The 24,582-nt window shown below is 64.0% G+C and carries 23 protein-coding genes and 2 pseudogenes; 11 read left to right on the top strand and 14 right to left on the bottom strand.

The window, feature by feature from the left end:
* The first annotated feature begins 774 nt into the window (after positions 1-774).
* The gene (locus tag J7E80_RS12975) at positions 775-1,179 is read left to right on the top strand and encodes a hypothetical protein (RefSeq protein WP_215052127.1); all 405 of its coding nucleotides are present in this window, start codon (positions 775-777) and stop codon (positions 1,177-1,179) included.
* Positions 1,180-1,236: 57 nt separating this feature from the next.
* Here the strand turns inward: J7E80_RS12975 and J7E80_RS12970 are convergent, their stop codons facing one another.
* From J7E80_RS12970 to J7E80_RS12945, 6 genes and pseudogenes are all read right to left on the bottom strand, one after another.
* Entirely contained in the window at positions 1,237-1,428 is a 192-nt protein-coding gene (locus J7E80_RS12970) for a hypothetical protein (protein ID WP_215052125.1), read from the bottom strand.
* A gap of 150 nt (positions 1,429-1,578) precedes the next feature.
* Positions 1,579-2,208, bottom strand: coding sequence for a hypothetical protein (locus tag J7E80_RS23835; RefSeq protein ID WP_251036784.1), 630 nt, complete (start codon positions 2,206-2,208; stop codon positions 1,579-1,581).
* Positions 2,205-2,753: pseudogene (locus tag J7E80_RS24650) on the bottom strand (RNA polymerase sigma factor); the annotation flags it as partial. The gene J7E80_RS23835 and the pseudogene J7E80_RS24650, both read right to left, overlap by 4 nt.
* A gap of 389 nt (positions 2,754-3,142) precedes the next feature.
* Entirely contained in the window at positions 3,143-3,343 is a 201-nt protein-coding gene (locus tag J7E80_RS12955; protein WP_215052123.1) for a hypothetical protein, read from the bottom strand.
* Positions 3,340-3,954: an RNA polymerase sigma factor gene (locus J7E80_RS12950; protein WP_215052121.1), complete on the bottom strand. Its 615-nt coding sequence runs from the start codon at positions 3,952-3,954 to the stop codon at positions 3,340-3,342. Before J7E80_RS12950 ends, J7E80_RS12955 begins: the two co-directional genes overlap by 4 nt.
* Positions 3,955-4,876: 922 nt before the next feature.
* Positions 4,877-5,053 carry a hypothetical protein gene (locus J7E80_RS12945; RefSeq protein ID WP_215052119.1) on the bottom strand — a complete coding sequence of 59 codons (177 nt, stop codon included), beginning with the start codon at positions 5,051-5,053 and terminating at the stop codon, positions 4,877-4,879.
* Between the two features lie 1,017 nt (positions 5,054-6,070).
* Here J7E80_RS12945 and J7E80_RS24645 point away from each other — a divergent pair.
* The 4 genes and pseudogenes from J7E80_RS24645 (at position 6,071) to J7E80_RS24640 (ending at position 9,853) form a co-directional block, all read left to right on the top strand.
* Positions 6,071-6,484 carry an excalibur calcium-binding domain-containing protein gene (locus J7E80_RS24645; RefSeq protein ID WP_215052117.1) on the top strand — a complete coding sequence of 138 codons (414 nt, stop codon included), beginning with the start codon at positions 6,071-6,073 and terminating at the stop codon, positions 6,482-6,484.
* Between the two features lie 39 nt (positions 6,485-6,523).
* Complete coding sequence (locus tag J7E80_RS24415) at positions 6,524-7,228, top strand: class F sortase (RefSeq protein ID WP_215052115.1); 705 nt, start codon at positions 6,524-6,526, stop codon at positions 7,226-7,228.
* A gap of 1,334 nt (positions 7,229-8,562) precedes the next feature.
* A pseudogene (locus J7E80_RS12930) lies at positions 8,563-8,787 on the top strand (MGH1-like glycoside hydrolase domain-containing protein); the annotation flags it as partial.
* Positions 8,788-9,220: 433 nt separating this feature from the next.
* Positions 9,221-9,853 carry a DUF429 domain-containing protein gene (locus J7E80_RS24640; RefSeq protein WP_215052113.1) on the top strand — a complete coding sequence of 211 codons (633 nt, stop codon included), beginning with the start codon at positions 9,221-9,223 and terminating at the stop codon, positions 9,851-9,853.
* 165 nt (positions 9,854-10,018) lie between these two features.
* Here J7E80_RS24640 and J7E80_RS12920 read toward each other — a convergent pair whose 3' ends face one another.
* A complete protein-coding gene (locus tag J7E80_RS12920; protein ID WP_215052111.1) occupies positions 10,019-10,231 on the bottom strand; it encodes a DUF4177 domain-containing protein in 213 nt (70 codons plus the stop codon).
* Between the two features lie 95 nt (positions 10,232-10,326).
* Here J7E80_RS12920 and J7E80_RS12915 point away from each other — a divergent pair, with 95 nt between their 5' ends.
* The 3 genes from J7E80_RS12915 (at position 10,327) to J7E80_RS12905 (ending at position 11,781) form a co-directional block, all read left to right on the top strand.
* Positions 10,327-11,007 carry a helicase associated domain-containing protein gene (locus tag J7E80_RS12915; RefSeq protein WP_311380822.1) on the top strand — a complete coding sequence of 227 codons (681 nt, stop codon included), beginning with the start codon at positions 10,327-10,329 and terminating at the stop codon, positions 11,005-11,007.
* Positions 11,008-11,231: 224 nt separating this feature from the next.
* Complete coding sequence (locus J7E80_RS12910) at positions 11,232-11,405, top strand: hypothetical protein (RefSeq protein ID WP_215052108.1); 174 nt, start codon at positions 11,232-11,234, stop codon at positions 11,403-11,405.
* Between the two features lie 70 nt (positions 11,406-11,475).
* Entirely contained in the window at positions 11,476-11,781 is a 306-nt protein-coding gene (locus J7E80_RS12905) for a hypothetical protein (protein ID WP_215052106.1), read from the top strand.
* A gap of 52 nt (positions 11,782-11,833) precedes the next feature.
* On the opposite strand, the gene J7E80_RS12900 is transcribed toward J7E80_RS12905, so the two are convergent.
* Positions 11,834-12,109, bottom strand: a complete 276-nt coding sequence (locus J7E80_RS12900) for a hypothetical protein (protein WP_215052105.1) — start codon at positions 12,107-12,109, stop codon at positions 11,834-11,836.
* Between the two features lie 40 nt (positions 12,110-12,149).
* Here J7E80_RS12900 and J7E80_RS12895 point away from each other — a divergent pair, with 40 nt between their 5' ends.
* Both J7E80_RS12895 and J7E80_RS12890 read left to right on the top strand, forming a co-directional pair.
* A complete protein-coding gene (locus J7E80_RS12895; RefSeq protein ID WP_215052103.1) occupies positions 12,150-12,626 on the top strand; it encodes a hypothetical protein in 477 nt (158 codons plus the stop codon).
* A gap of 424 nt (positions 12,627-13,050) precedes the next feature.
* Positions 13,051-13,383 (top strand): SLOG family protein, encoded by a 333-nt coding sequence (locus J7E80_RS12890; protein ID WP_215052101.1) that lies wholly within the window; start codon positions 13,051-13,053, stop codon positions 13,381-13,383.
* Between the two features lie 197 nt (positions 13,384-13,580).
* Here J7E80_RS12890 and J7E80_RS12885 read toward each other — a convergent pair whose 3' ends face one another.
* Genes J7E80_RS12885 through J7E80_RS12860 form a run of 6 tightly spaced genes read right to left on the bottom strand, consistent with a single transcriptional unit; the run spans position 13,581 to position 22,547 of the window.
* The gene (locus J7E80_RS12885; protein ID WP_215052099.1) at positions 13,581-16,709 is read right to left on the bottom strand and encodes a glucosaminidase domain-containing protein; all 3,129 of its coding nucleotides are present in this window, start codon (positions 16,707-16,709) and stop codon (positions 13,581-13,583) included.
* Positions 16,710-16,725: 16 nt separating this feature from the next.
* Positions 16,726-18,030, bottom strand: a complete 1,305-nt coding sequence (locus J7E80_RS12880; protein WP_215052097.1) for a hypothetical protein — start codon at positions 18,028-18,030, stop codon at positions 16,726-16,728.
* A gap of 26 nt (positions 18,031-18,056) precedes the next feature.
* The gene (locus tag J7E80_RS12875) at positions 18,057-18,752 is read right to left on the bottom strand and encodes a hypothetical protein (RefSeq protein WP_215052095.1); all 696 of its coding nucleotides are present in this window, start codon (positions 18,750-18,752) and stop codon (positions 18,057-18,059) included.
* A 39-nt stretch (positions 18,753-18,791) separates the two neighbouring features.
* A complete protein-coding gene (locus J7E80_RS12870) occupies positions 18,792-20,042 on the bottom strand; it encodes a hypothetical protein (protein ID WP_215052093.1) in 1,251 nt (416 codons plus the stop codon).
* On the bottom strand, positions 20,032-22,287 hold the full coding sequence (locus J7E80_RS12865; RefSeq protein WP_215052091.1) for a hypothetical protein: 2,256 nt from the start codon (positions 22,285-22,287) through the stop codon (positions 20,032-20,034). Before J7E80_RS12865 ends, J7E80_RS12870 begins: the two co-directional genes overlap by 11 nt.
* Positions 22,288-22,343: 56 nt before the next feature.
* Entirely contained in the window at positions 22,344-22,547 is a 204-nt protein-coding gene (locus tag J7E80_RS12860; RefSeq protein WP_215052090.1) for a hypothetical protein, read from the bottom strand.
* Between the two features lie 128 nt (positions 22,548-22,675).
* Between J7E80_RS12860 and J7E80_RS12855 the strand changes: the two genes are divergently transcribed.
* A complete protein-coding gene (locus J7E80_RS12855) occupies positions 22,676-23,506 on the top strand; it encodes a BTAD domain-containing putative transcriptional regulator (RefSeq protein ID WP_215052088.1) in 831 nt (276 codons plus the stop codon).
* Positions 23,507-24,582 lie beyond the last annotated feature (1,076 nt).

Genomic DNA, 24,582 nt, shown 5'->3' with positions numbered 1-24,582 from the left:
GCCCCGGCGTCCCATTTCCTTGGAGCTGGGACACTCCCCCACCCGACGACTTCCCGCATCAGGACCCTGTCATTGTCCGAAATCGTTCTAGGCCCTTGATCTACTCAAGGTACCGACGCCACGTCTCTCGTCTATTGGCAGCGAGAGCATCGATAACGTCATGCTTGGAGCGGGCAGCCTCAGCAACTCCAAGTGCCTGGCCAATGTCCTGCCACCCCGCTCCAGCTGCGATTGCCCCACGGATCGTCTCACCAAGAGCCTTATCCATAGACACGGAAACGCGGCAACATTCGCGAAGATCCTCCAGTGGGTCTTCCCCCCAACGGCCAGGCTGCCGAAGGCGAAGTCGATCTCCGTGCCCTGATAGGCGAACACGCCGAACCTGCGCAAACATTGCCAGTGCACCTTTCCTTTGATCCACTTCAATTCAGCGTAAGTCGCATGAGCGGCCGCAGGCTATGGCGCCAGATACCATGGCCTGCAAGCTTGCATGCCTGAATGTCACGGGTCGGGCCAGATTTTGAGGAACTCCCCCGCACAAATCACGATCACGGTGTTGTGGGCCTCTCCCTGTTCATGCGGGGCCCGTCCCCCCGACAGGCGGCGGTCCCTGTCATCGCGGCCATGGGCCCGGTGGCGAATTCTCAGGGCATACTGCTGGCCGTGATCCTGGAGCCATAAATCCGCCGCGCTTCCATAGAGGATCGGGAGGACAATTGTGCGTAGTGAACCAGGTCCAGGCGTTCAGCCCGGCCCTCCAACGGGAGAGATGACATGGATGATTTCGTCGCTTACCTTGATACTTCGGAGGTCCGCTCCGGCAAACTTGAGGAACTCAAGACAGCCATGGCAGAACTCGCCGCGTTCGTTGAACAGAATGAGCCTCGGATCATCTCCTACAGCGTCTGTTTCTCAGAGGACGGCTCCACTATGAGTGTCCTCCATTTTCATCCTGATCTGGCCTCGTTGGAGTTCCACATGAAAGTGGCGGGGCCCAAGTTCCCGCCAGTTGCCCCGCTAATTAAGTTGAAGACGATCGAAATCTTCGGCCGCCCAAGCGAGGACCTCGTGGCGCAACTTCGAGAGAAGGCACAGCTCCTCGGCACCGGATCCATCATTGTCCGTGACGTTCACGCCGGCTTCGCCCGTTTTACCCGCGACCAGCTTTCTTTGCCGTAAGCGGTTCGGCTTAGGGCAGCCACCGGACCACTCTTGAAGCCGAGCCGTCAGCTGACCTTAGTCGTCGTCCCATTCATCGCGCAGCGACTTGCGCAGCACGTCCACCTGCACGGTTAGCGCCCCAAGCAATTCCTCACGACTGAGTCGGTTAGTGGTTCGGTATGACCACGCAACGTCGCCGTCTCGGTCCAGGACTTTGAGGAGGATGAAGGCCTCCAGCACAGTCTCACCTGGCTCGAGGGCATGCACTTCGAGCCCGTTGAGTACTTGCTCGACCGGTACTCTTTGTTCTCCCTCAGCCGGGGCTCCTGAATGACTTCCCGTGAAGGGAAAGACTACGCGGAAACGAGGGGGATATCGCGTTAAAAAATCCGTCCCCCGTAAGGGTTCCTCGATGGCTCATTTGTTGAGGTCCCGCACCAGGAAGTTCGGGGCCTGCTGTGTCCAGCCGGGTTCATCCTTGACGGATTCGAGGTTCTTTTTTACGGCCGCGGGAACCATCAGCCACCAAGATTCCTTCCCGTCTGCTGTCACCGTGTTCATCCCGAAAGCTTCGAAGTTTTTCAGCATCACGCATCCCGCGCCGTCGCTGGTCCCTGTTTTGGTGTCTACCCCGATGTCGCAGATGAAGTCGTTACCGGCAGGTGCGGCGTAGATCGTCCTCGTTGCGGTGTGTCCGATCCGCCGTGTCTTCGTGGGGTCGATGTCCGCGCGGGTCACAGGGTCCACCATCATGTAGTCGAAGAGGGGAGACACGGAGGCCGGGACCTTGTCCGTTTCCTTTTGTGGTTCGGAGAGGCTGGGGATGATTCGGGACGCATCCAGAAACCTGTCCGGTGGTTCCGGCGCGGAGGCAGTGACGAGGACAGTGGTTCCGGCCAGAAGACCCGCGCCTGCCAGTGCTCCAGCGCTGAGCCACATTCGGGCGCGAGTGGGAACGGCCTTCGGTTTGCGGCGTGCTTCCTGGACAAGAAGATCGCGGACGCGGTTTTTCGTGTCCTTCGGGTGCGTCACTTCAGACAGGTTCATGACAGCCTCGCTTCAACGATCTTTGCGTTTAGTTGTTCGACGGGTTCCAGCGCTGGATTTGTGCCGGCCAGCTTGGCGCGAGCTCTGTGGAGCCTTGATTTGACCGTTCCGACCCGTATCCCAAGAGTCTTTGCGGCCTCTTCCTGGCCCATTCCGTTCATAAGGCACAGGACAACGACATCGCGTTCCCCGCTGTTCAAACCCGCGGTCGTGTCGAGCATTTCTCGTACAGCGCGTTCTGCGTCGACCCTTGATCCGACCGCTTCGGCATGATCTGCTTCGTTTTCCCCGGTCCGGGGATCCGAGTGTGGCAGTCTGCTGAGGAATTCAGCGTGCCGTCGCGATGCCCTGGCGCGGTTTCGGTATGCGTTAGTTGCGACCCCAAGCAGCCACGGCAGGACTGTGTCTTTCTCTGGCTTGAGCCTGTTCCGGTGTCTCCATGCTTCCAGAAAAGTGATGGAAACCAGCTCTTCCGCGTCATGCCACGAACCGCAGCGGGACAGGCAGTACCTGAAGACTGCGTCAACGTGCCTGTCGAACAGGACAGCAAAAGCATCTGCGTCCCCCGCGCTGCACCTGTCTCACAGGTCTTCGTCGTTCTCCCCCATTAGCCTCATGCCTAGTAGTGTCCGCAGGAGCCAAAAAGGTTCCCAACCTGGCGTAGAGCCGCACCCAAAGGAATGTCACACAATGCTAAGCGTCAGCGCCCCTAGCGTCAGGGCAATAAGCGGTTCTTCAGTCGGGGGCCGTTCAGACAGTCCTGGTGAGTTCCATTCAGATACGAAACTGCCCCGTAAGGGGTTCCCGGGCGGACCGGCTTGCGGGACGAAGCTGTTGATCGCCCCGGTTCAAGGTGCTGTGTCTGTTTTCAAGGCCAGTCCCAGTGCACCGCACACGCCTTCGTCACCGGGGATGACAGCGGCTCGGCCGTCACTCAGAACGCAAACGGCATGACGATGGCTCCTCCGGTTGCCACCAGGGCGACGGCGACACCGGCAAGCAGAATCCGCCTGCCCTTGGTGTTCTGGAAGTGCCGGTTTTCCGGGGTTCCGTCCTGCGCGACATTGGCTAAGAGCTCCCCGATGGCGGCGCTGCGTTCCTCGTTGAAGAGTGGCGAACGCCCATTGTCATTCATGGTGTTTCCTCCTCAGAAGTGAGTGGGGGCGTTGGCGGCAGGAACCCGGGTTGTGGGTTCATCAGCTGTGAAAGTCTCCGTTTAGCGCGTGAAAGCCGGGACTTCACGGTGCCCGATGGAATGCCAAGCAGCTCGCTCACCTCAGCTGTGCTCATATCCTCAAGAACGCAGAGCGCAATAACTTCCTGGTCCCGGCGACCCAGTGAACGGTTGGCCCGGTGCAGGAGCTGCGACCGGCGGTCCTCGTCGACAATGTCAGCTACCAAGTCGCTGTGGTCCGGCACCACCTCGCTTTGTGGAAGCTTTCGGAGGAGGCGGTCATAGCGCAGAGTGGACCTGAGCTTGTTCCTAGCCACGTTCGTGGCAGTTACCAGCAACCAACCGATCATCGAATCGTTGACCAGCCGAATCTTGGACCTGCAGCGCCAGGCCTCAAGGAACACCATCGCGGTTACGTCTTCGGCTTCGAAAGGAGTTTTCACCAGCCGGAGGCTATGAACGAAGACCCGGTCCCGGTGGCGTTTAAAGAGGGAAGCAAAAGCCGAACCGTCGCCGTCCATGGCGCGCAGCCAAAGCTCCTTGTCTGTGGATGCTTCTCTACTGTCCCCCATACCTATAAGTGTCCGGCAACCCCATCCTGGTTCCATCACTAAATCACGGACGACAAAAAGAGAGCGGGGCCGCGTTACCAGCGCTTAATCCGTCCCGCTCTCGCCCAGAACAGCGCCTACCCCGGCCTGCGCGAACACCTCGCCAACTTCCAGGATTAAAGGCTGATGCCTGCCCTGCCGCAGGGTCTCCGGCCGCCGCTGTCCCTGGCGATGGCCAAGGCGGTGAATCGGGTGCCAGGCCGGGGCGACATGCCCGCTGGAAGTCTGTATGAGCCCAAGTGGGATGGCTTCCTTCACCGCACATTGCCAATCCATAGCCATTGAACTGCTGGCGGTCAGCCACCTGCTGGCGCGCCGGTCTTCCTCACAATGCCCTTACGTGCGGCCAAAAAGCGGCGCATAACACTGGACGCCGAACGAGGTATCTTCGAATGCGCTCGTCGCAAGAAGGGATCAGTTCTCACAGGGGGATGGGCTCAGGGAGTTCCTAGTTCAAGAACGGACTGGTTCGCGGAACAGGTTATTGTCAGGATTCTGCCAGTGGTCCAAGGAGACTTTCGATATGAATCAACGGGACAAGGATCGGCGCTGGGCCGTACGACGCGTCTTTGTTGATGCAGATTTGGCTGGCTTGGGATTCGGCGGTGTTGTCTTACCCCGAATACGAATATGACACGGAGGCGGACTTGGCCATGTCGTGGCTGGTTAACGGGCTGCCTTCAACCGATGTCGCAGCACGGGTGGCCGGCTACATTTAGCGTGACTGGGGTGTCTCCAACCTCAGGACCTGAATGGCAGGGCTAGAGCTATACCCGGTCCTTTCGCCCGCTGTGGGTTACAGGACAGCAAATCGTCGGAATCGGTCAGGCCGCAGTATTCAATTGCAACGGCCATCGCAGACTCCCTAAAAGGGCAGGGAGCCTCAGCGGCTTGGCTCCTCCGTGGCGTCAGGGTCCTCGTCGGGTTCGAATGTGTTGGGCTCCGCATCGGCAGTGATACCAATGCCGTCCCCGCCCTGAGGGATCCCGCCATCGTCCTTGCCCTGTGCATCCTTTTGGGGTTCGTCCTCGGGCGGTGAGGCAGGTGAGTTGGTCGTCATCGCTCCTCCTTCATTGGCTCGGCCTCCACGCTAACAGCCGGCGGGGCGAAAGGCGCCGGACAAGTTCGAGAATTTTTTAGGGCCTCCGCCGTCGGACAACTTATGGAGCGCGCTGAAAGCTGGCCGAACCGAAAAGCCCTGACGCTGTACAGGGCGATGCCCCTGAAGACGACATGCCAGGGGGCGTGCGGTTGGGCCGCCGGCCGCTGAGCGAATCAAGCCGCGGACCTCCTGCGACAGCACCATCGGCGCCGTTGGGATCACTTTCAAAGACCACTGGGACAGGCCGATCAGGACATGAAGAAGTGGCTTGGCTCCTGGACGCCTGATCCTGCCGCACCCCATTATTGCAACCATCCTTGAACAGTCTGGCCGGGACGTCGAGTGCGACCAGCACGCTACATCCTTCCCAGCCGTCCGCCAAGACGTCGTGTCGCCCGGAACCCTTCAAGGTTTCGGCTGCTGCCGCAGGTGCCGGTGGAAAGACTCGCTGGCATGCCGGTCACCGGCAATGTCGCCGGGCACGAGCGTCTGGAATCTTTCACGGGCAGGTGGCAGGACACGCTACGTGACCACGGCGGTAGCCATCGCCACGCAATGACCGGTCTCGAACGCGGCAAAACTGGCACGGAGAGATGTTCCGTCTCGTTGGGAGCCGGATGCCAAGGCCGCGGAAAGGTTGCTGCGGTCTGTCCTCGTCGCGAGATCGCCCTGAGGTTAGGAGCCAGGCGGAGTTGGTGTGCCGGCTGCCGGTTCCAATTCTCCAAGCCATGCCAGCGGATCCGATCTGGAGGTGAAAAACCGGGTGGGCAAGGGAGGCGTCCGGTGCGAGCTGGTAGCAAGGCCGGCGCCGGACCCTTCGCCCACTGGCTTGGCAGGATGACATCCCGGTCTGCGGAGAAATCTGGCACGAAGGACTTCCTTCCGGCTCCTCCGATGCGATAGAAACAAAGCGTTAGACGCGGCTTGTCTGGCAGATCGCATCTGCCGGCCGTCAGATGTTCCATAGGGGGAAACATGATGAAAAAAAGCGCAGCAGGTCTCTCGTTCGCGGCAGCGGTTGGCCTTTCAGCCTTGTCCGCAACGCCCGCAGCGGCAGTAACGCTCCCATTCCCGAACTGTGATGCAGCAGCAGCAGTAGGGGTGTACAACATTCCCGCAGGTACTCCTGGCTACGGCACTCATTTGGACCGGGACCGCGACGGTGTAGGTTGCGATGCACCCGGAACGCCTGCGTATGATGCCTCGATAGTGGCCCGACTAACAGCGGCGCCTCCCCAGGTACCCAATATGCCGGTAGGCGGGGCTCCCACCGGTGTCAGGCAGGATACTAGCGACAACACGGGCGTTGTCGCTCTTGGAGGTGGCCTGGTGCTGGCAGCAATTGGTGGTGTCTTCCTGGTCCGCCGCCGCACCGCCAGCAACGCATAGCCACTGCACAACAAAGGACTACGTGATCCACTTTCACTGATGAACCATTCAATCCGCGACTACCGCAGAAACAGAATTGCTTCTGCGGTAGTCGCGCTTTCCATGCTCACCGGCTGTTCCGTCACGGCTACCGAGGCGAGTCCCTCACGCACGGTAACAACAGTTCCGTCCAGCCCAACACCCAGTTGGATGGCCAGCCCTACAGCCAGTGGCCCGGCCAACCCGAGACCCAGTGCCAGGGCGGGACAGGTGCTGCCGAATGCCACTAAGGCCCCCCAACTGCCGGTCATGCCGGCCTCGACCCCCGTAGCGTTGCGTATTCCGGCCCTTGGGACAGAATCAAGGCTGCTCAGTCTTGGCCTGCGGGGCGATGGTTCCCTGGAAGTGCCGCCGGAGGGACCAGGGTCTCCCGCTGCCTGGTATAATGGATCTCCGACTCCGGGTGCCAGTGGGCCCGCTGTGCTTTTTGGTCATGTCAACGCCACTGGCGGAGGGCCAGGAGTCTTCGCTGAGCTACGAAGGCTGAAAGCGGGGGACACCATTGAGGTGAGTCGCCAAGACGGCAGGACCGCTACTTTTCTGTTCGATCGGGGCGAACGGTACCCCAAGAACACTTTTCCTACGTCCGCTGTTTACGGAAACACCCAAGGGGCGGAACTTCGTCTGATCACGTGCGATGGATATGACCCCGCAACCGGCGAGTTCGATGACAACTACGTGGTCTACGCCAAACTCGTCCCATGAGCGGGCGATACACGCAGCACCTTCAACGAATCAGAGCACAGCACCTCCCATCTGGCTGCCAGCCCCTCGCCCCGTCATAGTCTTGGCCCTCCATCCTTCCTCAGAGCCATCCTGACACTGGTCCCCCACGCTGTCCCTCGCGGGTGTTCACCGCCGTCCGCGTTGCAATGGCTCTCGGCGTTTTAGGCCATTGGCTGGACCGCCCGTCATTGCACATTCTCTGAGCTTGACGTGTATGCCACCCAGGACACGGCACTTGCTTACATAACTTTGGGTCTGGCCAGTTGCCCGTAGTGGTCATGGTTTGCCCTGTCCCCCGAAAGCCTCGCCACGTCCGTCCCAAACCCTCTAAGGAACAGAGCCCCACCAGGGCCTGGTGAATAGGTTCTTATCCACTAAGGGTGCTACGGCGTCTCACCGTTCGGTCATGCAGCTACCCAAAAGGTTGGCAATGAACAGGCGTAAAAGACGAACCTTGCAGCAGTGCCTCAGTTCAGGACAGTACGGTGAAAAACAACAGCGTCATGCAGTCGAGTCCGACGATGGCCATGAACAGCAATAGACAGAAAGATTCCCGGGTCCGGATCCGAAAGGCGGTGAGCACCATGGGCAGCAATGCCGGGGCAATGCTGGCACAACACCAGGGAGTAACCGACGGCCGGTAAAGAAAAATGCACAGAATTTTCCTCAAGTCATGTTGACCAGGCCATGAACGTCGATCAACAGGTAGCGAACGATAAACGGTCGATTCACGTAAGCCAGGAGGCAGCCGGTCACCAATGAAAAAGGCCCCCGAAGGGGCCCTTCACAACTCAATATGTCCACACTCAGAGGCTAGGAAGCCCCTGAACAGGGAAAACACGTGCCCGAGATGGGACTCGAACCAGCCGCTCCCCCTGAAGATCCGCCAATCTTTCGAAAACATCCGCAGTCCGGCCCAGTCCGAGGCGGGTACAGCCGAATCCGAAGCCCAGGGTGTGGACAGTGTCCACACCCTCTTTTGTGAGCATTTTGAGCCCGAATCCGTCCGAGCGTGACAGCCCTTTTGCGGCGTTGAGAATCCCTGTCCACGCGGGCGGGGCTCCGCCCACAGTGAAGATGCTCCGCGGGCTGAGCCGGAATCGGACGCACGAAATAGCTGGGCATTGTTGCAGAGCAAGCCCAGGGCTGGGGTTCAACGAGCGTCATAGCGTTGGGACCTCCTTCGAACATTTCATGGGCGGAGACCACCGAAGAAGGCATGACCCGAACCTCGCCGATCAAGGACCGGACTGCCACAAGGCCCGGCGCCTCAAAGGGACGGAAGGCCGGATATCGGCGTTCTCTTTCGGCTCGGCTGGGGCGTCCGGACTCTGGCCAGCGACATGGGTGCATACAACCCCGCCAGCTACCACAACGGCTCAGTTTGGCCCCACGACAATGCGCTCATCGCTACCGGCTTGCTTCGGTACGGATTCGTGGCCGAAGCACAGCGGATTTCCTCTGCCCTGCTTGAAGCGGCCGAGTACTCCAACGGCAGGCTCCCGGAGCTGTTCTGCGGCTTCAGCCGCAATCAGTACGCTCGAACGTTATGGCATGCCTGATGTGTCCTTCGCTTCCCCACAAGCGCAGATGTACCGCCTTACTAAGCATGCCTCGCCTGCGGCACGGATTCGGTAAGCATTGACACAGGCTTTACAAAGGTTTTGGGCAGTGCGCGCAAGGAGCCGAGGCATGGAGGTGGTTCTACTGGGGGCCACCCGCGTTTGATGGTGGTACCGCGGGCGGCTCGGAGTTCGGCCACCAGTGGCAGATGGCAGCGCTGTGCCCCTCGCGCCATCGAAACTGGAGCTTTCCCCTCTCAACCCAACACTGGATTCAGCGCACCGAGGTCACTGGCCGAGCGCCTTACCCTTGACCAAACCTCCCAACTCCGGGCCAGGGATCAGAGGCCTCCCGAGGATCACCATAAACTCAAATCAGCAACGACGAGCTGGATCCGTACGCGATCCAATGGCGGGTCCGACCGGAAACAGCGCCGAGTTGGACTTGGCCCGACGAGGGATCAACCTCTACGCGACTCCGTCGGCAGACCGCGCCCGTCCGTTCCACCGTTGGATGCAGGACGGGTTCAGGGTCTATGCAGCACTCGCCCACATGTACGCTCGATATACCGGCGGCGACGTTCGCGGGAAAGCTGCCGAGTACTTCCCGCATGCCTCTGCAGTTGCGCTGAACGGACGGATCGGGGAGTTTGCCGAGAAGATCCCAACCCGCCGGCAGCTGTTAGCGGAGCAAGGAGTCGATGAGCGGGTGCTGATCGGGGCTGACCAGGTAGACGCGGCGCTGGGAGCGCTCACGGGACTCATCGCCTTGGAAGGGCGGCATTCTTGGGTGGGCGAGGGGACGGATGCGATGCTTCTCCCCGTGCAGGAGCTGCGTGCACGGTACCGACGTGCTCCTGCAGCTCCGGCCGTTCGGAGCGTGGCCTATGCTGCGCGCCCACCGTTTCCAGCCGACGAGAAGCGTGCGCCTTGTCTCTGCGGATGCGGCGGAACGCCAGCAGGGCGGCAATCACGATTCATGCCGGGCCATGATCACCGGATAAATCCCGCGACGGGCCGAAGATGGAACCGATCGCCGTAACCGCACACAACCCTTGTGCAACGCAGCGCACCTGGCCCGGCTCCAGCAGGGATATGTGGCACGCCAAACGTTCGGGGATCGTTTACTGGGCACCTACGACAGCGAACTGTCTCGTCGGAGTGCGCCGGGCTATCCAGAGGCCGCCGCTCGTTTCGCCATGTGCAATTATCCGAGGCTCTCGAACACCAGCGTTGCCTGGATGCGGTCACCGCCGCCGATCATTCCCTTGCTCCCGCTGCTCGCGGTGGTTATGGTGTGGAGTCGGTAGCCCTTCGCGGCCTGATCGTTGATGGCCTTCTCCAAGGAGGTCAGGTTGCCCGAACCGGTTCCCCACAGTTTCTCTTTGAGGATCACTTGCAGGACGACATACTGCTGCATGACACGACTTCCTTCCGTTGCTGGCCAATTGGGGGCAATGCTACTCGATGTGGCGAGGCGCTCCTCCGGTCACCACGGCTGGCAGGATGGTTCCCGTGGCGAAGACAAGGCGGGATGCGGCTCCGAACCAGGAGTGGGTGCTGATGTACCGGGGCGGCCTTGCCCGGGGACGCATCGCGGACTTGGTGGGGGCAGCGCCGAAGACCGTCGACTATCATCTGCGCATTGCCCTAGCCGGGGACCCCGGGCTGCAGGCCGCGCACGATGCGGCGGCCGCACAGAAGACCACACATGCGGCGACAGTCCAGGGCCTGGAGCGGATGCGGCAGCTGGTGGCCCTGGTCCAGGAAACCGGCCGCTACCCGTCCCGGACCGCGGAAAGCACCGCGGAGCGAACACTGGCGACCTGGCTGCAGCGGCGCCGCGAAGACGCCCGGGCTGGAACCCTCGCCCCGGCATACTGTGACGGCCTCTCCGTGCTCAATAACTGGATCACTCCCCCAAGGGCTGAGGCTGACGATGCACGGTGGCAGGAGCGGCTCAAAGCCCTGACCGCCTACCGGGATGCCGGCAACGACTGGCCGCGGCACAAGGCTGTCATCACAGGCGAAGAGCACGAGCTGGGCGTCTGGCTGCACATTCAGCGCTCCAAGCTGCGCAAAGGCGAGCTCGATCCCGCCAAGGCGCTGGCGCCCGATGAGGCGTTACCGGGCTGGCGGGAGGGCCGCCGCCGCGGCCGGAAGTCCCATGAACTCGAGAAGACCTTGGGCGCTTAGGCTCGACCCCTCAAACGAGGGGTGTAAAGAGAGAGTCGGAGCGTCCAACAGCCACCCGCGTTTTCCAATGCCCCAGCGGGGTAATCATGGTGTCCCTGAAGTCGAAGGAAGGTAGCAGCAACCCCGCCGCTTCAGAAAAGCCGGGTCCGGAAGATATGCCCTCCAGCATCCCGGGGCCCGGCGGACACCCTTTCCCGCGACCGGACCACGAGCAGGAACCACCCATGGCAGCCGAGAAGCTCGCACCGGCCCCGCGCAGCCGGCGCGAGAAGATCTACGACAGACTGGCCTGGTTAAGCGGCAACTTCGTGCTCCTGCCTGTGACACCCCTCGGACATGCAGACGGCTTCCGGCCCTCAGTCATTGCTGCCGCTGTTCTTACACTGCCCGGGGCCTGATTTTCGTCTGGTTGTCCGGGCAGGAGAGAAGGGCACGGTTGTCCCACGACCTCGGACGCGGACTCATCGAATGCGCGGTCCGGCTCCCGGACGCGCACCCCGGTTCGCTGCAGGGCTGGTGGAAACCTGGCTACGCGCAAATACAGCCCGGCACCATCAGGTTCCAGAACCTGTACGTCGGCGTGGACGAGCCCACCGGGGGCCGATCAGCACCTTCACGGACATCGCCTCGCTCAAGCCGGTGCCCATGCCGGAGAAGCGGCCCGCCGACCTGAAACGGAAATGGAAGATCGTCGGCATGTCCACGGACAAGGGACCACTGCAGCTCGCATCCGATGAGACAGCGCTGCGGCTCCTCGAATCAGGGTGGAGCTAGATCGCGGGAATGCCTCCGGAATGGAGAAGCGCCTCGCTGCCTGGCTGAAGCTTCAGTTCGGGGACAGTTTCCGATCCGGATCGCGCATGATTTCGGCTATGGCCCGGTACCGGTCAAGGCGGTTCTGGTAGTAGACGGCAGCCAGAACGCTGACGACCGAGATGGCCATGGACCCCCAGGCGCTAAGCGGAACGCGGCTTTCGGCCTGATACTCAGAGATGGTCAGGGCCGCGTTGCCGAGGTTGAGAATGGCAAAGAAGATCATCCACGAACGGGCGTAGCTAAAGTCTTCCACGGTGAGGGCCTTGCGCTTGAACCACCTGACCATGCCCAGACAGTATCAGTCGGAACGGGGCTACTCTATGGCTATGGCCACGGGGGAAGGCAAGGACGGCAACAAGTACGAGTGGCAATCCTGGCCGCCGGATTCGCTCGAGGGAATGCCGCCGAAGCGCAGGCGCCTGGTTGGCTGGACGGTGGTCTTCTGGTTCATCCTGCTGGGCGGATTGTTGGGGCCTGCAGCCGAGGCGGCCGGGATTGCGCAGCCTTGGCGCTCTCTGCTCGTGGCAGCCGTGCTGGCCGCCGTCTTCGTTCCCTTGATTCGCGGAGCTGTCCTGGAGACCAGGCAGCTGCGGGCCGAAGGGATCGAGCTTCCGGGATACCCTGCCACCCGGAAGACAGTGATCACCAATGCGCTTTTGGCCGGCGTTCTCTGGACCCTCTTCGCCGTAACCGCGGCCATCGACATGCCAGTGTTCCCATTGCTACCGATCGCCGCCACAATCTGGCTGGTGTACCTAATCCGTCGGTGGAAGGCCGGGAGCCACGGCACGCCTGCCCGGTAATGGCAGGCGTTCTAAGCAACGTCGCAACGAGTCAGGAGTGAGGAGCGTGCCGTTTAGCGCCCCTTCACCGCACAGTTCACCGAACTGGTGTTAGGGGCTACTGCCGCTACCGAAGCAGCAACACCACGGGCCAGGGAGCCGTATTCCGGGTAAGGGGTTGGCGGATTCAGGCGGTCATTGCAACAGGAGGTTTTCGGTCAGTTCGATCGGTTTCCTGAACTCTAGTCTTTTGCGCGGAGGACCTGGACCAAACCCGCCGTTGTCGATCCCGAAAATAGACACCGACAAGCGAGGCAAAACCTCTACGTATTATGTCGTTTTCAGAGCTCGTGTGGACAAATTTCAATGCTGGTTACAGCCCATCCACATATCCTGAACCAACCGGCGATCTTGCAGCCGACTTCGCCGAAACGGAGATCTGACCATGACTATCGAAATCCACGATCAGAGCCTCACACAGACCCAGATACCCACCCCGAAGCAGTCCCGGGTGCTGGTCACCGGTTCGCGTGAGTGGACCGATATGAAATGTCATCGAGCACGGCTCTGGACACCGCGCTGGCGCTGGCAGGTACCGGTCACGATGCAGGACACGGTGATTTTGAGACATGGTGCCGCCAAAGGTCTGGACGACATGGCAGCACAGGTGGCGGGCGGTCGCGGCTGGAAGGTCGAGGGTCACCCGGCACGATGGATCCTCGCAGTTCCTGACCATGTCGGGCATCCCGCCGGAACTGATGAAGGCGGACACCGATGAACAGGGTGATCCTCGCCCAGGTGAAGGAGCCGGAAGCTTTCCTCGCGCGGGTGCAGCACCTGACCTGCCGCCTGGAACCCCCCATGCGAAACCACCCCCTCGCACATCATAAGTGGCGGAGGCCACGGCACGGCACGGCCGGTGGCCGGTGGCCGCTTCCCCTGGGGAGGGAAGCGGCCAGCAGTCACGGACTGCCCTCAGGCGGCCCTTTCAATCAGCCCCATCACGGACGACAACGTGGCCGCGTAGGAAGGATCAGTGGCGTAACCGGCGGCGGCTACAGCCCTGGCGAAGGCGTACGGATCGCCGGTGTGCTGGAACGCCGGCTTGTACCGGGCATTCCTGCGCAGGAAATCGCCGTGGTCCGCGAAGCATTCCGCGGCCGAGGCATAGGCCCGGAACCAGTCCATCACCACGTAGTCAAACCTGCCGTCGGCGCGGGGTGTCACCGAGATCACGCGGGGGAACTTGCCGTTCGGATGCCCCAGGACTTCCCGGGTCTGCAGCAGCTGCCGATGTGGCTCGGGATCGGTGGCTTTAGCCTTGATGCCGAAGAAGTTGAACCGCGGTGCCTTCTTGCCCCAGCCGGATTCGAGCGCCGCCTGGCCCAGGGTCACCAGCCAGGGAACGCCGCTGTCCTGCTGCCCGCGCTGCGCCTCCGGCCGGTAAAGCCGTACAAACTCCTGCACGTGCGCCGGGACGCCGGACTTCGGGGCGGGCGCCGGTTTTGGAGCCGGCCCCGGCTTCGGAACAGGCGAGGGAGCGGGGGCCGGTGCCCCGCCCAGGCCCGGCACGACGCCACTGAAGAGCGGGCTGGGGTTCTTGGCCCCTTCCCAGCTCAGGTCCACGTGGATGTGGTCGATGTGTTTGTTGTTTCCGCCGTACGGGCGCCAGCCCTCTGCCCGGCGCGCCCAGCTCCACTGGTTGTGGTTCCAGATCAGGTACGCCACCTGCAGTTCCACGGCGTTGCTTTGCATCCAGGCCACATACGCGTCCGCCTGGGCCTTTTCGGCCGGCCGGTCCACCCGCCCGTGCAAGTCGATGGACCGCCCTTCGCCGTGCAGCGACGGCGTGCCCGATTCAGTCTTCCGGCAGTTGAAGGTCCCAGCCTGCCGGCCGGTGAGCCGGCGCCACTGGTCGGCCATGGCACGCGCGCCCGGCTGCTCGCCTGTAGCGCACCTGCTGAACGTGCCGCGGACCACCCGGCCGGCCGCCCGGTCCGAGGTCTGCGGCGCCGGTACCGGGGCAGGCGCTGCCTTCCGGCCCGCGCGGTGGGCGTTGAGCTGCGCCACCGCGGCTGCGCCGGCCGCCCCGGAGATATAGGTCCACACGGTCCACTTGCCACGGACATCGACGTGCGCGAACCCGGCGCCGATGCCCACACCGATCCCGTCCCCGAGGACGTCCACCGCCGCCTTGGCGATGTCCAGGCCGGACATCCCGGCCACGGTAATGTCCGCTGCCTGGCCGCTGCAGTGCCGGCTGAGCGTGGGCTTCTTGGGCGGGCGGGCCTGGCTGTACACCGCAACGTTCCGCTGCCAGGACCGGTACCCGGACGTGATCCTGACGGGCCTGCCCACCCGGTCGCGGATTTTCTGCAGCGCCGCTACCAGCGCCGGGGAAATCCGTGCCTTGTCGGCGAACTGGTTGCCGCTGAACACCAGCTCGCCCACCGTAAAGTTGGGGGCCAGCTTCCGCGCCCGGACAGCCGTGCCCGTGTCGTAGAGCGGCAGCCCGGAATTGTTCGGATCCCAGTGCTCCTCGCCCTTGCCCGTCTTGCCTGTAGTGGTGGTCAGCGTGGCCCCGGACGGGAAAACCTCGTGCTCGCCGATGTCCTCAGCCTCCGCCTCCGCCGCGGCAAGTTCCCACTCGCCGGCTTCGGGCTCCCCGGCTTCGGTTTCCGTTTCGTCCATTTCCGTTTCGGAAAGCCCGACGGCGGCTCCCGCCTCGTCCGCTTCCGCCCCGCTGAATTGCGACTCACCGGGATCCGCCTCACCGGCCCCACCCTCGCTGGCTGCACTGTCAAAGCGCCACCCGGTCTCGCCGAAGTACAGCTCGGCTCCTTCGGCTTCCGCTTCCCGGGCGGTGGCGCCGGGCAGGGGAGTGCCGGCGTCCCGCAGCAGCAGCCAGCCGAAATTCCGGGGGATGTCGTTATGCGGCACCTTCGTGGCTTCCACCCGGAACGACGCCGGCGGGGCCAGTTGCTTCAGCGACTTCGCCACGCGGTCGCTGTTCCGTGCGGTGGGCTCACCTGGCCGGAAGACCACCCGAAGGGCGCCGCTCCCGGCCGCGATCCGGCGTCGTGCCCACGCGATGAGAGCGGCGGGATCCGAATAGAGGGCATCAAAGGTGTGGACCTCGTCCGGATCGGTGTGCCGGAGGATGGCCATCAGCGGCGCCCCGCCGCCGGAGTGCGCGGTCAGGATCAGCTTCCCCGCCGCGGCGCCGGTGCCGGCTTCCCGGTTAAAGGCCTCCAGCCCTGCTGCCACCAGTTTCTGGATGGCCCCGGGCCTGCTCAGTTCGGGAAAGGAGTAGCCGGCGCCGCTGTTGCCGCCGAAGTAGTTCCCCCGGGGGAGGACCGCGAGGGTTGGTGCAGTCCGGCCGGGTGTTCCGGGCTGGGCCGGGTCAGCGAAATCAAGACCGCTGGCAGGCTCCTTGTCCCGGATGATGCTCATGCCGGCGCGCTTGCCCGAATAGCCGTGCAGGTGAACCACCACATCCACGGTCTGAACATCCTGCGGCATGGTGTTCCACTTGAGCAGGAGATCCGGCGCCGAGCCCTTATGGGCCCGGAGCTGGGGGAAACGGTTAATCACCAGGCGCCCGGCCGGTACCGTCCGGGACTGCCCGGTCTCCCACAGCCTGTCAGGGGACTCCGCGGGTCCGACGCCGGCCTGGCCGCCTGCCAGATCCTCCTGCACTTCCCAGGTGGTGGCCTCACTTGTCTCCTGCAGGTCTGCCGCCTCCGCCCACGAGGCGAACGCCGAGTCTTCCTGCTCGCCCCAGGTAAGGTTGTCGTAGTCCTCGGCCGTCGTGGTTCCCGGTGCCTCATCCTCCAGCGTCTGGTCCTCCAGCGTCTGGCTCCACAGGGCTTCACCCGGCTGCCCGCTGTACCCGCCGCCGTCGTACTCTTCCCCGGCGGAATGTTCCGTTCCGGCACTTTCTTCTGAGAAATCCCCGGCGAACGCCTCCGTGGGGGCCGGCGGGTACTCGGCCTGGTTCTGGAAGGAGAAGACGTCCTGTTTCACCGGCCAGCCGGTGTGCTCCTGGTGCGCCTCGCCGTTCCCGTTGACCGCGAACAGCTGCGCCACTGAGTAGTCCTCCATGATCGTGCCCCGGGTCCTAGACCTTGGCCTTGGTGCCATTGCTGGTGGGCGTAAACACCGGAGCGGCAGCGTTAGGCGTGGGTTCCGGCAGCCGCAGCGGCTGGGCCGGACGCCTGGCGTCGGGGCTGACCGACACCACCGTGGGGTCCTTGATCCGGGTGCCGGTGGCCGACTGCCACAGGTCGATGATCCGGATCATCGCATCGGCCACCACCGGGTTGGGAACAAGGTTGGAGTGGTAGAGCATCTCGGCATCGGATTCGTCGTTGAAGGCGCCGTTTTCAATGAACCACATCAGCGGTGACAGCAGTCCGGCGAGTTCAAACAGCTCCCGGCTTTCCCGCGGCGGATTGATCCCCACCCGGGCGCCGATGGCTGCCAGCCGGTCCGCCGGGTTGCCGTTGGTGCCGGCCTCGGCCTTGAGGTCCTTGACCACCGGCGTCTCGTACTCCACCGTCAGGTGGAACCAGTTGAGCATGCTGACATACGCGAACTCCTCCTGGGCCAGCATCCCGCCGCGCCGCCGCATGGTAAGCATCTCCGAGAGGGACTGGCACAGGTAGGCGATGTAGCTGCGGTCCGTGGCGTTGGGGCCGCCCTGGTTCCGGTCGTTCAGGATGCCCTGCCAGACCTGCCGCAGCAGCTCCTCCCAAATGTCGAAGAAACGGCTGTTGGCTCCCGCCCCGACGTCGCGCTTCCACGGCTGGCCCTCCAACGGCGCACCCAGCGGCGGATGGGACAGGTCCCGGCCGAACATCCGCCAGTACGCGTTGCGGCGGTTCACCCTTGCGTCCGGGCGGAGCTGGCTAGTGACCCCCAGGATGTGGAAGGCCGGCGGATCACGGAAGAATAGCTCCTCCGTGTTCCGGGCCCACACCAGCGTCTGGACCGATGGCGGGGCCAGGGTTTCGCCCACCTTGTAGCGCCGCACCACCTCGCCCAGGATCTCCACGATGCCGGTGTTCTCCAGCAGGAAGGCATAGATCAGGTGGTCCCACGGCAGGGGCGTGGTGGTCCCCAGCAGCGGGTTCACCTTGTAACCGGGCGGAATGGTGGTGCCTTGGGTGATGGCGCTGGGAAGTTCGGCCAGCAGCAACGGGGGCATCTTGAGGCCGTCAATGACAGCCTGCTGGCCGGTGGCTGCCGTGATGGTGGGCGCCGGGTTGGGCACGTATTTGACCACACCGTTGACCGCGAACACTTCCTCCAGCCACCGGCTGAGCTGGCGCGGATTGTGGGCGAACACCACGTCCGGATTGGGCGTGGCGGCAGAGTTTAGCAGTGTCGGGTCAACGACCAGCCGGGCAAGGGTACGAAACATCGTGGGCCTCCAAGGGGTTCTTGATATCAGCGCCGGTAGGGGATTCCGTAGGCGATGGGCAGGGCACGCCCATCGAACAGCTCAACAAACTGCACCCGGTCTGAGGCCAGGTCCAGGCTGTTGCCGGAGAGCTTGTCCACCCGGACAAAGTCCTTGGGCTGGTCATCCAGGTACTGGATCCCCACGGTGGCCGCCGCAGAGGGGAGGGCTGCCACAAAGGTCAGTGTGAAGACCTGTTTTTGGCCAACGGTAACCTTGCGGATTTCCGGCGGTGGAATCAGCGAGTCGTCGCGGCCCACGCGGGTGCGCTTGCGGCTTGAGAGGGCATTACTCAGGGCGTTGAACTGCAGGCCCAGCAGCAACTGCCCTGGTTCCGCGTCGATGCGACGGGCCATGGGGGCAGGATCCGGGCGTTTGGTCTCGGACTGTTCAATTTTCTTGAGCAGTTCCGCGTCCTTTTCGCGCCGTGCAAGCTGTTCCTGCACCATCTCTCGGACCAGGACGTAGTCAGCTTCCCGCAGTGCCGCCTGCCCGGCGAAGATGTCCCGCTGTTCGCTGAACACATCCCGGATGGCGCCGCTGAGCTGTTCACCGATCGCCTTGGCAACGGCCAGCGTCAGCTCCGCGTCCGGCTGGCCGTCAGCGGGGTCGTCGGCCTTGGTTCCTTGTTTGGCCGCAGAACTCCGGGCTGATGCCCGGGCCGGGCCCGTGTCCTCTGCCATGACATTCGTCCTTTCGTAACTGTTATTCCCGTTGGTGGGTCAGGCTGCGGCGGCCGCAGCGCCGCCGATCCTTCGAAGCCAAAGTTCGACGCCGTCGTCGGACCCTGTCACTGACTGGCCGTTCAGCACGGTCCAGGCCAGCACGCGCATCGCCTCTAGGCGCTGCAGGTAACTGGAGGTGTAAAGGGAGGCGCCCGCCCTTTCGGCAAGCCGGGCAAGTTCCGCCGGGGCAACGGAGCGCGGGTCCGCGAGCGCCGCGAGCGACGCGCCGCCGAACGCACGCAAGGGCGTCCGGGTGCACACGTCCGCCAACGCCGGAAGCTGCGCCACGCTCGCCTTGCTGATGGCCTGGACGTCGCGCGACGCCTTGGCCAGGGGGTGGCGGTGCATCCAGGTCCGCGCGATGCCGTCCCACGGCCCCGGGCCGAACCAGGAGCGGCAGAGGCCTGCATTGAACAGCACCCGGATCCAGCCGAAGGGATGGGGGTCACCGTAGGGCATCCGGAACACCTTGCTCGTGGGGCCGTCCACCACCGTGGCCAGGGCGGGGAGCGGCGCGTACCCCAGCAACGCAAAGGCGTAAACGTCGGCAGCTACTTCGCTGGCCCAGGCCCGCCAGCTTTCGGCGGCAAGGACCGAAACGGGAGCCATCCTGTCATACAGTGCCGTGCCCAGCTCGGCCGTCCAGCCCGTCATATGGGCAACCTGATGGCCTGTCTCGTGAATTAAGGAGGTAGGCCGCCACAAATTGTGCCGGGTGATCTTGATGGCCGCCACCGGTGAGACGGAGGCATCCCACAACCGGGCACCGGACCGGAGGATGGACGCGCCGATCCCTTTGTCCAGGTAGGTCAGGACCGGCGGGGTGGCCAGCCCCAGCGGCCGCAGGACCCGGTCCATGCTGTCCACGGCCAGGGCATCGAGCCCGCGCAGAACGGCGCCGAGGCGGGGGCTCGTGCGGGTGTTGACGGCGTCGCCGTAGAAATCGAGGACCGTCTCCACCTGCTCGTAGCGGCGCCGCAGCCGCAGCAGGGCGGTACGGATTCCGGCCAGCTCCTCCGGGCCGGCGGCCGTGGCAAGCCGTGCGGCAAGGACGCCGGCCTCGGCGGTGACGCCGGTGGCCAGGGCCCGGAGGCTCGCCCGGATGCTCAGGCCCATGTAGCTTTCCAGCGCCTGCCATGAGGCCGAGGAAGCGAGGACTTCCAGGTCCGTCAGCGCGGCGCTGGCCCGGTGCCAGTGCCGGACCTCGAGGGCCAGGGCATCCTTTTCCGCGGCGAAGTCATTGGCCACTGGACTTCCACCCCGCCTGCACTGCCACCTCGGGCAGCTGGACCGTTGAGACGAGTTTTTCCTTGGTGAGGTCCTGGAACGTGATCGAGATGGTGACGCCGTTCGCCGGTTCGGCCACGGCCGCCGCCAGTTGGGCCGCCCGCTGGGTCAGGAACTTGGACAGCGACCCGGCCAGGGCCTTCAGCAGGGCCTCCACAGGTGCGGCTGCTTCGGCGGCGTCCTTTGCCAAGGCGTGCCGCACCATCCTGGCCGCCAGGATCTGCGGCAGCCGGGGTTCGTACAGCTGCCGCAGCGCTGCGAGCACCGAGGGAAGGTCCCGCCGGGCCGTAGGCGACGATGGCTGCAGCATGGCCAGGATCTGCTGGGCCTGGCGTTCGGAGAGCCGCAGCTGCACGCGCAGGCGGCGCTTGGACGGTTCCATGATCACCCGGAGCCGCCGCGCGAGCCGCTTGGCCCGGTTGACCCGGCCCAGGGCAGCTGAACGGATCCGGAAGTACCGGCGGCCCACCTGCGGCCTGGCACGCCCCATGGCGCGTCCGCCCGCGGGACCTGAGGCGGCGGTCTTGCCCAGCGCGGGTTCGCGCAGCAGCAGGCCGGCGATGTCCGGTGTGAGGAGCTGGAACTCGCTGCTGTCCGCGGCGAGCGCTTCGTCTGTGGCTTCGTCCTGGGTCAGGTGCCCGAACTGGGTGCCGGGAATGGCCTCGTACAGGTCAACTTCGGCTTCCAGCGGCCACCTCCGGACGCCCCGGTCCAGCAGGTGCCCTTCCAAGGTGCCGCCGTCGGACCAGCGGATGGCCCGCGCCGCCTGGCGCGTGATGGGGATGGCGAAAACACGAGTGTATTTGCGGAACTTGTAACGCGGCTTGGCCGAGCGAGGCATCAGGACCCACACTCCGGAGTCGCCGGCTGTTTCGCGTTCCGGGAGGTCCTGGTGCAGGACCCGGTCCGGCAGGTAAGCGGCTGCTGCGTCCACAAAGGCTTCCTGTGCCGCCGCGGCCAGCTGGAGCTGGTCTTCGAAGACGGCCTCTGGCAGTTCCAAGAGCCGCAGGGCTGCCCCTTCCACGGTGGAGGCCACTGCCTCGGCCGCGCGGATCCGGTCAGATTCCGCGCCGGTCTCGAAGCCGAATACCTTCAGGCCCAGGTCCGCGACCGGTGTGGCGAGCATCCTGGCGGGCCCGTCGCCGATCAGGCCCTTGGCCAGGTTGGCGAGGATGTCCGCAATGAACTTCACCACCCGCTGGCGGCCGATGACCGAGATGCCCAGTTTGATGAGCGGCTGCACGGCCATCACCGCCGGCAGGAACTGCTCAACCTCGGCAGTCGGTGTGCTGCCGTCGGGCAGGGCGGCGAGCCGCTCAGTGAAGGTGGCCCGCGCCGCCTCCAGGGCTGTCAGTGAATCCGTGGACTCGTAGTCCCGGACCTCGAAGAAGCTTTCGCCCAGTTCTTCCTCCGCCTCGGGCGCGTAAAGCAGGGACGCGACCTCGAGCCCGAACACTTCGGCCAGGCCCTCGGCCGAGGCATGGTCCTCGACTTCGGCCTCCGCAACCCCCAGCTTCGCGGCCAGTTTGCGTGCCAGCGGACGGACGCTTGCCGGGAGCCGATTCATGGCGGCGCTGATGACGCGCTTGAGCAGTGGCCGGACCAGGCCCTTGAGCTTGTTGAGCAGCAGATTCACCGGCAGGATCTTGCCGACGGCGGCGATGCCTTTCTTGACGAGCCCGACGGCGCCGCTCACCAGCTTCTTGCCGGCCCGGAGGATGCCGCCTAGGAAGTTCTCGTAACCGGTCGGCGCGAACTGGCCCGCGTTGCCTGCGGCTTCCAGCAGCTGCTCGAATTCCTGCGCCGGCATGCCGTAGATGTCCTGGCCCGCCAGCCGTTCGGCGAACCCGTCTAGGGCCCGCTCGGCTTCGGTGGCCACGGGCTCGATCCAGTCCTCAAGCGAAGCCCTGGAATCGGCCTCGGCCGGGAGGGAAGACCAGTTCCGTTGGTCCGCGAGCTGGTGGGCGGCTGCATCATTGATGAGCTGGTCCAGCGAGTCCACAAAGTCTTCATCCTCCAGCTCCGCGAAGAAGACCGCGGCCTCCTCCACCTCCGGCGCGAAGGCCTCAGCGATGAAGCGGGCCGGGAAGGGGGAATTCAGGGTTGCCTCCGGCACGGCCTGGGGACTGACGGGAGCGGCGGGAGGTTCGGCCAATGACAGGCCGGAGAAAAGCGCCTCGCTGGCGAAGCCGGACTGGACGTCCATGACAGCCTCCTTAGGGATGGAAATTTCAGCGTGGGGCCGGTCTGTATGCTCCACCGTCAATCGTCTGTAGTACCTTCCGCTGTGGCTCCGGAACCGGGCGGTTCCAGCTCGGCGGTCAGCGTTTCCAGCAGGGCAACCAGGTTGGCGGTGCCAAACACCACCCAGCTGCGGCGCGTCCCGTCGGTGGTCAGGACGCGGACAATCAAGCCTTGTGGATCACGCCAGGCCCGCAGTACGATCACGGAGTATTCGGCTGTCATGGCGGACATAATCCGCCGGAAAGCCTTACCGGACATCAACATTGCGTAGTGATGTTGATCATCGCCAGCTTTAGCACGTGGCTGATCTCCAGTACTGTTCCGCGTCCGATTCAACGTGGGGTCCTTCAATGACGTCTGCACCCTCCTTACCGGCACCCGGCTTTTCGGCTCCCGGCGCCGCTGTCCAGCCGAGGCTCTACCTCCTGAACGGGTTCTCACTTTTCCTGGCGGAAGACCGCGTCCGCCTGCCGCTCCACGCCCAGCGGGTCCTCGCTTTCCTGGCCCTCGCCCGGCAGGACGGCGTGAAGTGTTCGCGGGACGCCCTGGTGGGCAGGCTCTGGGCCGACTCCTCAACCGACCATGCGCACGGAAGCCTCCGCACGGCGCTGTGGCGCATCCGCTCCGTCCAGCAGGACCTGGTTTCTGCCGGACGCAGCGAACTGGCACTGGGGGCCTCCGTAGCGGTGGACCTCCAGCAATGCCGCGACCAGGCGACCCGGCTCCTGGCACAGGACGCGGACCTGTTTCCCGGCGACATCAACAGTTCGCCGCTTACAGGCGAGCTGCTGCCGGCCTGGGATGAGGACTGGCTGCTGGTGGAGCGCGAACGGCTCAGGCAGACGCAGCTGCACGCACTCGAGGCGCTGGCCGTCAGGCTCCGGAAACTGCGGCGCTACCCCGAGGCCATGGACGCCGCGCTGCGGGCCAAGGCCATTGAGCCACTGAGGGAATCCGCGCACGCCATCCTGATCGACGTCTGCTTCGACGAAGGAAATATTGCCGCGGCCCACGCGTACCTGCGCCAGTACAGCACGCTGCTGGACGCCGAACTGGGGCTGCGCCCCTCACCCCAGTTGCTTGACCGCTTCCGGACAGACCCGGGGCACGCCCCTTCGGGCCGGCCGGCCGTAGCGCTGCCTGGCGCCCCGCTGCTTAGCGGGTCTGCGCCAGCTGTGTGACGGCGCTTGGCGTCGTCACCCATCAGGTCCATCGTGTGCCCGGACAGTCAGCGGCCTGACTCTCACCGTTCTCCTCACGGCCCCCGTCCGGGATATAGGTCACCTCTCCTGGTCTTCTTGGCCTCAGTCTTGGGATTGGGTATCACTGTCGGTATCCGGATTTACGATGTCCGCAACTCCCAGCTCTACGATGATCTGATCAGCAGGGCCCGATCCCTCGAAGCTTCCCTAGGAGTCGAACGAGGTCCCTACACGCGTAGAGGCAAAACCATCTCGCCCTTCGAGCATGATTTCGCGCTGTCCATTGTCTATACTCTCGTTCTTATCGCGTGGCTGCTCGGCGGACTTGTTGCGCTTTCCTGGTGGCTTTTTCGCTAGAGGTCACCGGTCGTCCCCGTGCCGGGTCGAGCGGCGCCTTCAGGCATTCCGGATGCTGAGTTGAGCGACCGGTGGTTCGCGGCCTGGACCTCATCGACGGCTTCCGACAGCTTCCGACGGCTTCAGACGACTTCCGACACCCACCCGGAAGCCGGTCCTCCACCGCGACTGGCTTGTCGTGTGATCATTAGCCGACGATGGCGGCAGGATCAGTTGGCGATTTCGGCACCTCCGGGTGCGGAGTAGCCCAAGTCCTTGAGCGTCATCGCGCAGCCGTCAACCTCGACGCGCCCGTACCCTCGTCCATCGTGTCGCCGTCATAGAATCCTCCATAGACGAGAAGCGCCATTCTGCGGCTCGGCTCAGCACTCGGTCATGAATTTCCTGCGAAGGCAAAACTCAGATTGGTCCCGGAGAACCGTCCAAGCCAATAGTTTCCGTCCGCTGGATACCAGAACAAGGTCTCGGTCTTGCCCGAACCTGTGAAGTCCCCGGTCCAGAACGGAGAAACGCGCCCTCCCGCCGCCGAAGCCGGCCGTGTTGCCGGCCCCGGGTGTACTGGATCTGGGTGCCGTTGAACTGGCCCAGCCAGTAATTCTGGTCCCCCGGATACCAGAACAAGGTCTCGGTCCTCCCCGAACCGGTGAAGTCCCCGGTCCAGAACGGAGAAACGCCCTCCCCGCCACCGAAACCGGCCG

Source organism: Arthrobacter sp. ISL-28 (genome assembly GCF_018613875.1).
Taxonomy (GTDB): domain Bacteria; phylum Actinomycetota; class Actinomycetes; order Actinomycetales; family Micrococcaceae; genus Arthrobacter.
The sequence above is the reverse complement of the archived record's forward strand: the minus strand, read 5'-3'. Positions and strand labels throughout refer to the sequence as shown.

What these genes read in the sequence shown, in the direction of transcription:
- J7E80_RS12855 (WP_215052088.1), top strand. Translation starts at nt 22,676, where the DNA reads ATGACGTCTGCACCCTCCTTACCGGCACCCGGCTTTTCGGCTCCCGGC.
- J7E80_RS12885 (WP_215052099.1), bottom strand. Translation starts at nt 16,709, where the DNA reads ATGGAGGACTACTCAGTGGCGCAGCTGTTCGCGGTCAACGGGAACGGC.
- J7E80_RS12975 (WP_215052127.1), top strand. Translation starts at nt 775, where the DNA reads ATGGATGATTTCGTCGCTTACCTTGATACTTCGGAGGTCCGCTCCGGC.
- J7E80_RS12865 (WP_215052091.1), bottom strand. Translation starts at nt 22,287, where the DNA reads ATGGACGTCCAGTCCGGCTTCGCCAGCGAGGCGCTTTTCTCCGGCCTG.
- J7E80_RS12895 (WP_215052103.1), top strand. Translation starts at nt 12,150, where the DNA reads ATGGCCACGGGGGAAGGCAAGGACGGCAACAAGTACGAGTGGCAATCC.
- J7E80_RS12875 (WP_215052095.1), bottom strand. Translation starts at nt 18,752, where the DNA reads ATGGCAGAGGACACGGGCCCGGCCCGGGCATCAGCCCGGAGTTCTGCG.
- J7E80_RS12860 (WP_215052090.1), bottom strand. Translation starts at nt 22,547, where the DNA reads ATGACAGCCGAATACTCCGTGATCGTACTGCGGGCCTGGCGTGATCCA.
- J7E80_RS12890 (WP_215052101.1), top strand. Translation starts at nt 13,051, where the DNA reads ATGACTATCGAAATCCACGATCAGAGCCTCACACAGACCCAGATACCC.
- J7E80_RS12920 (WP_215052111.1), bottom strand. Translation starts at nt 10,231, where the DNA reads ATGCAGCAGTATGTCGTCCTGCAAGTGATCCTCAAAGAGAAACTGTGG.
- J7E80_RS12905 (WP_215052106.1), top strand. Translation starts at nt 11,476, where the DNA reads ATGCGCGGTCCGGCTCCCGGACGCGCACCCCGGTTCGCTGCAGGGCTG.
- J7E80_RS24645 (WP_215052117.1), top strand. Translation starts at nt 6,071, where the DNA reads ATGATGAAAAAAAGCGCAGCAGGTCTCTCGTTCGCGGCAGCGGTTGGC.
- J7E80_RS24640 (WP_215052113.1), top strand. Translation starts at nt 9,221, where the DNA reads ATGGCGGGTCCGACCGGAAACAGCGCCGAGTTGGACTTGGCCCGACGA.
- J7E80_RS23835 (WP_251036784.1), bottom strand. Translation starts at nt 2,208, where the DNA reads ATGAACCTGTCTGAAGTGACGCACCCGAAGGACACGAAAAACCGCGTC.
- J7E80_RS12900 (WP_215052105.1), bottom strand. Translation starts at nt 12,109, where the DNA reads ATGGTCAGGTGGTTCAAGCGCAAGGCCCTCACCGTGGAAGACTTTAGC.
- J7E80_RS24415 (WP_215052115.1), top strand. Translation starts at nt 6,524, where the DNA reads ATGAACCATTCAATCCGCGACTACCGCAGAAACAGAATTGCTTCTGCG.
- J7E80_RS12945 (WP_215052119.1), bottom strand. Translation starts at nt 5,053, where the DNA reads ATGACGACCAACTCACCTGCCTCACCGCCCGAGGACGAACCCCAAAAG.
- J7E80_RS12880 (WP_215052097.1), bottom strand. Translation starts at nt 18,030, where the DNA reads ATGTTTCGTACCCTTGCCCGGCTGGTCGTTGACCCGACACTGCTAAAC.
- J7E80_RS12910 (WP_215052108.1), top strand. Translation starts at nt 11,232, where the DNA reads ATGGCAGCCGAGAAGCTCGCACCGGCCCCGCGCAGCCGGCGCGAGAAG.
- J7E80_RS12955 (WP_215052123.1), bottom strand. Translation starts at nt 3,343, where the DNA reads ATGAATGACAATGGGCGTTCGCCACTCTTCAACGAGGAACGCAGCGCC.
- J7E80_RS12950 (WP_215052121.1), bottom strand. Translation starts at nt 3,954, where the DNA reads ATGGGGGACAGTAGAGAAGCATCCACAGACAAGGAGCTTTGGCTGCGC.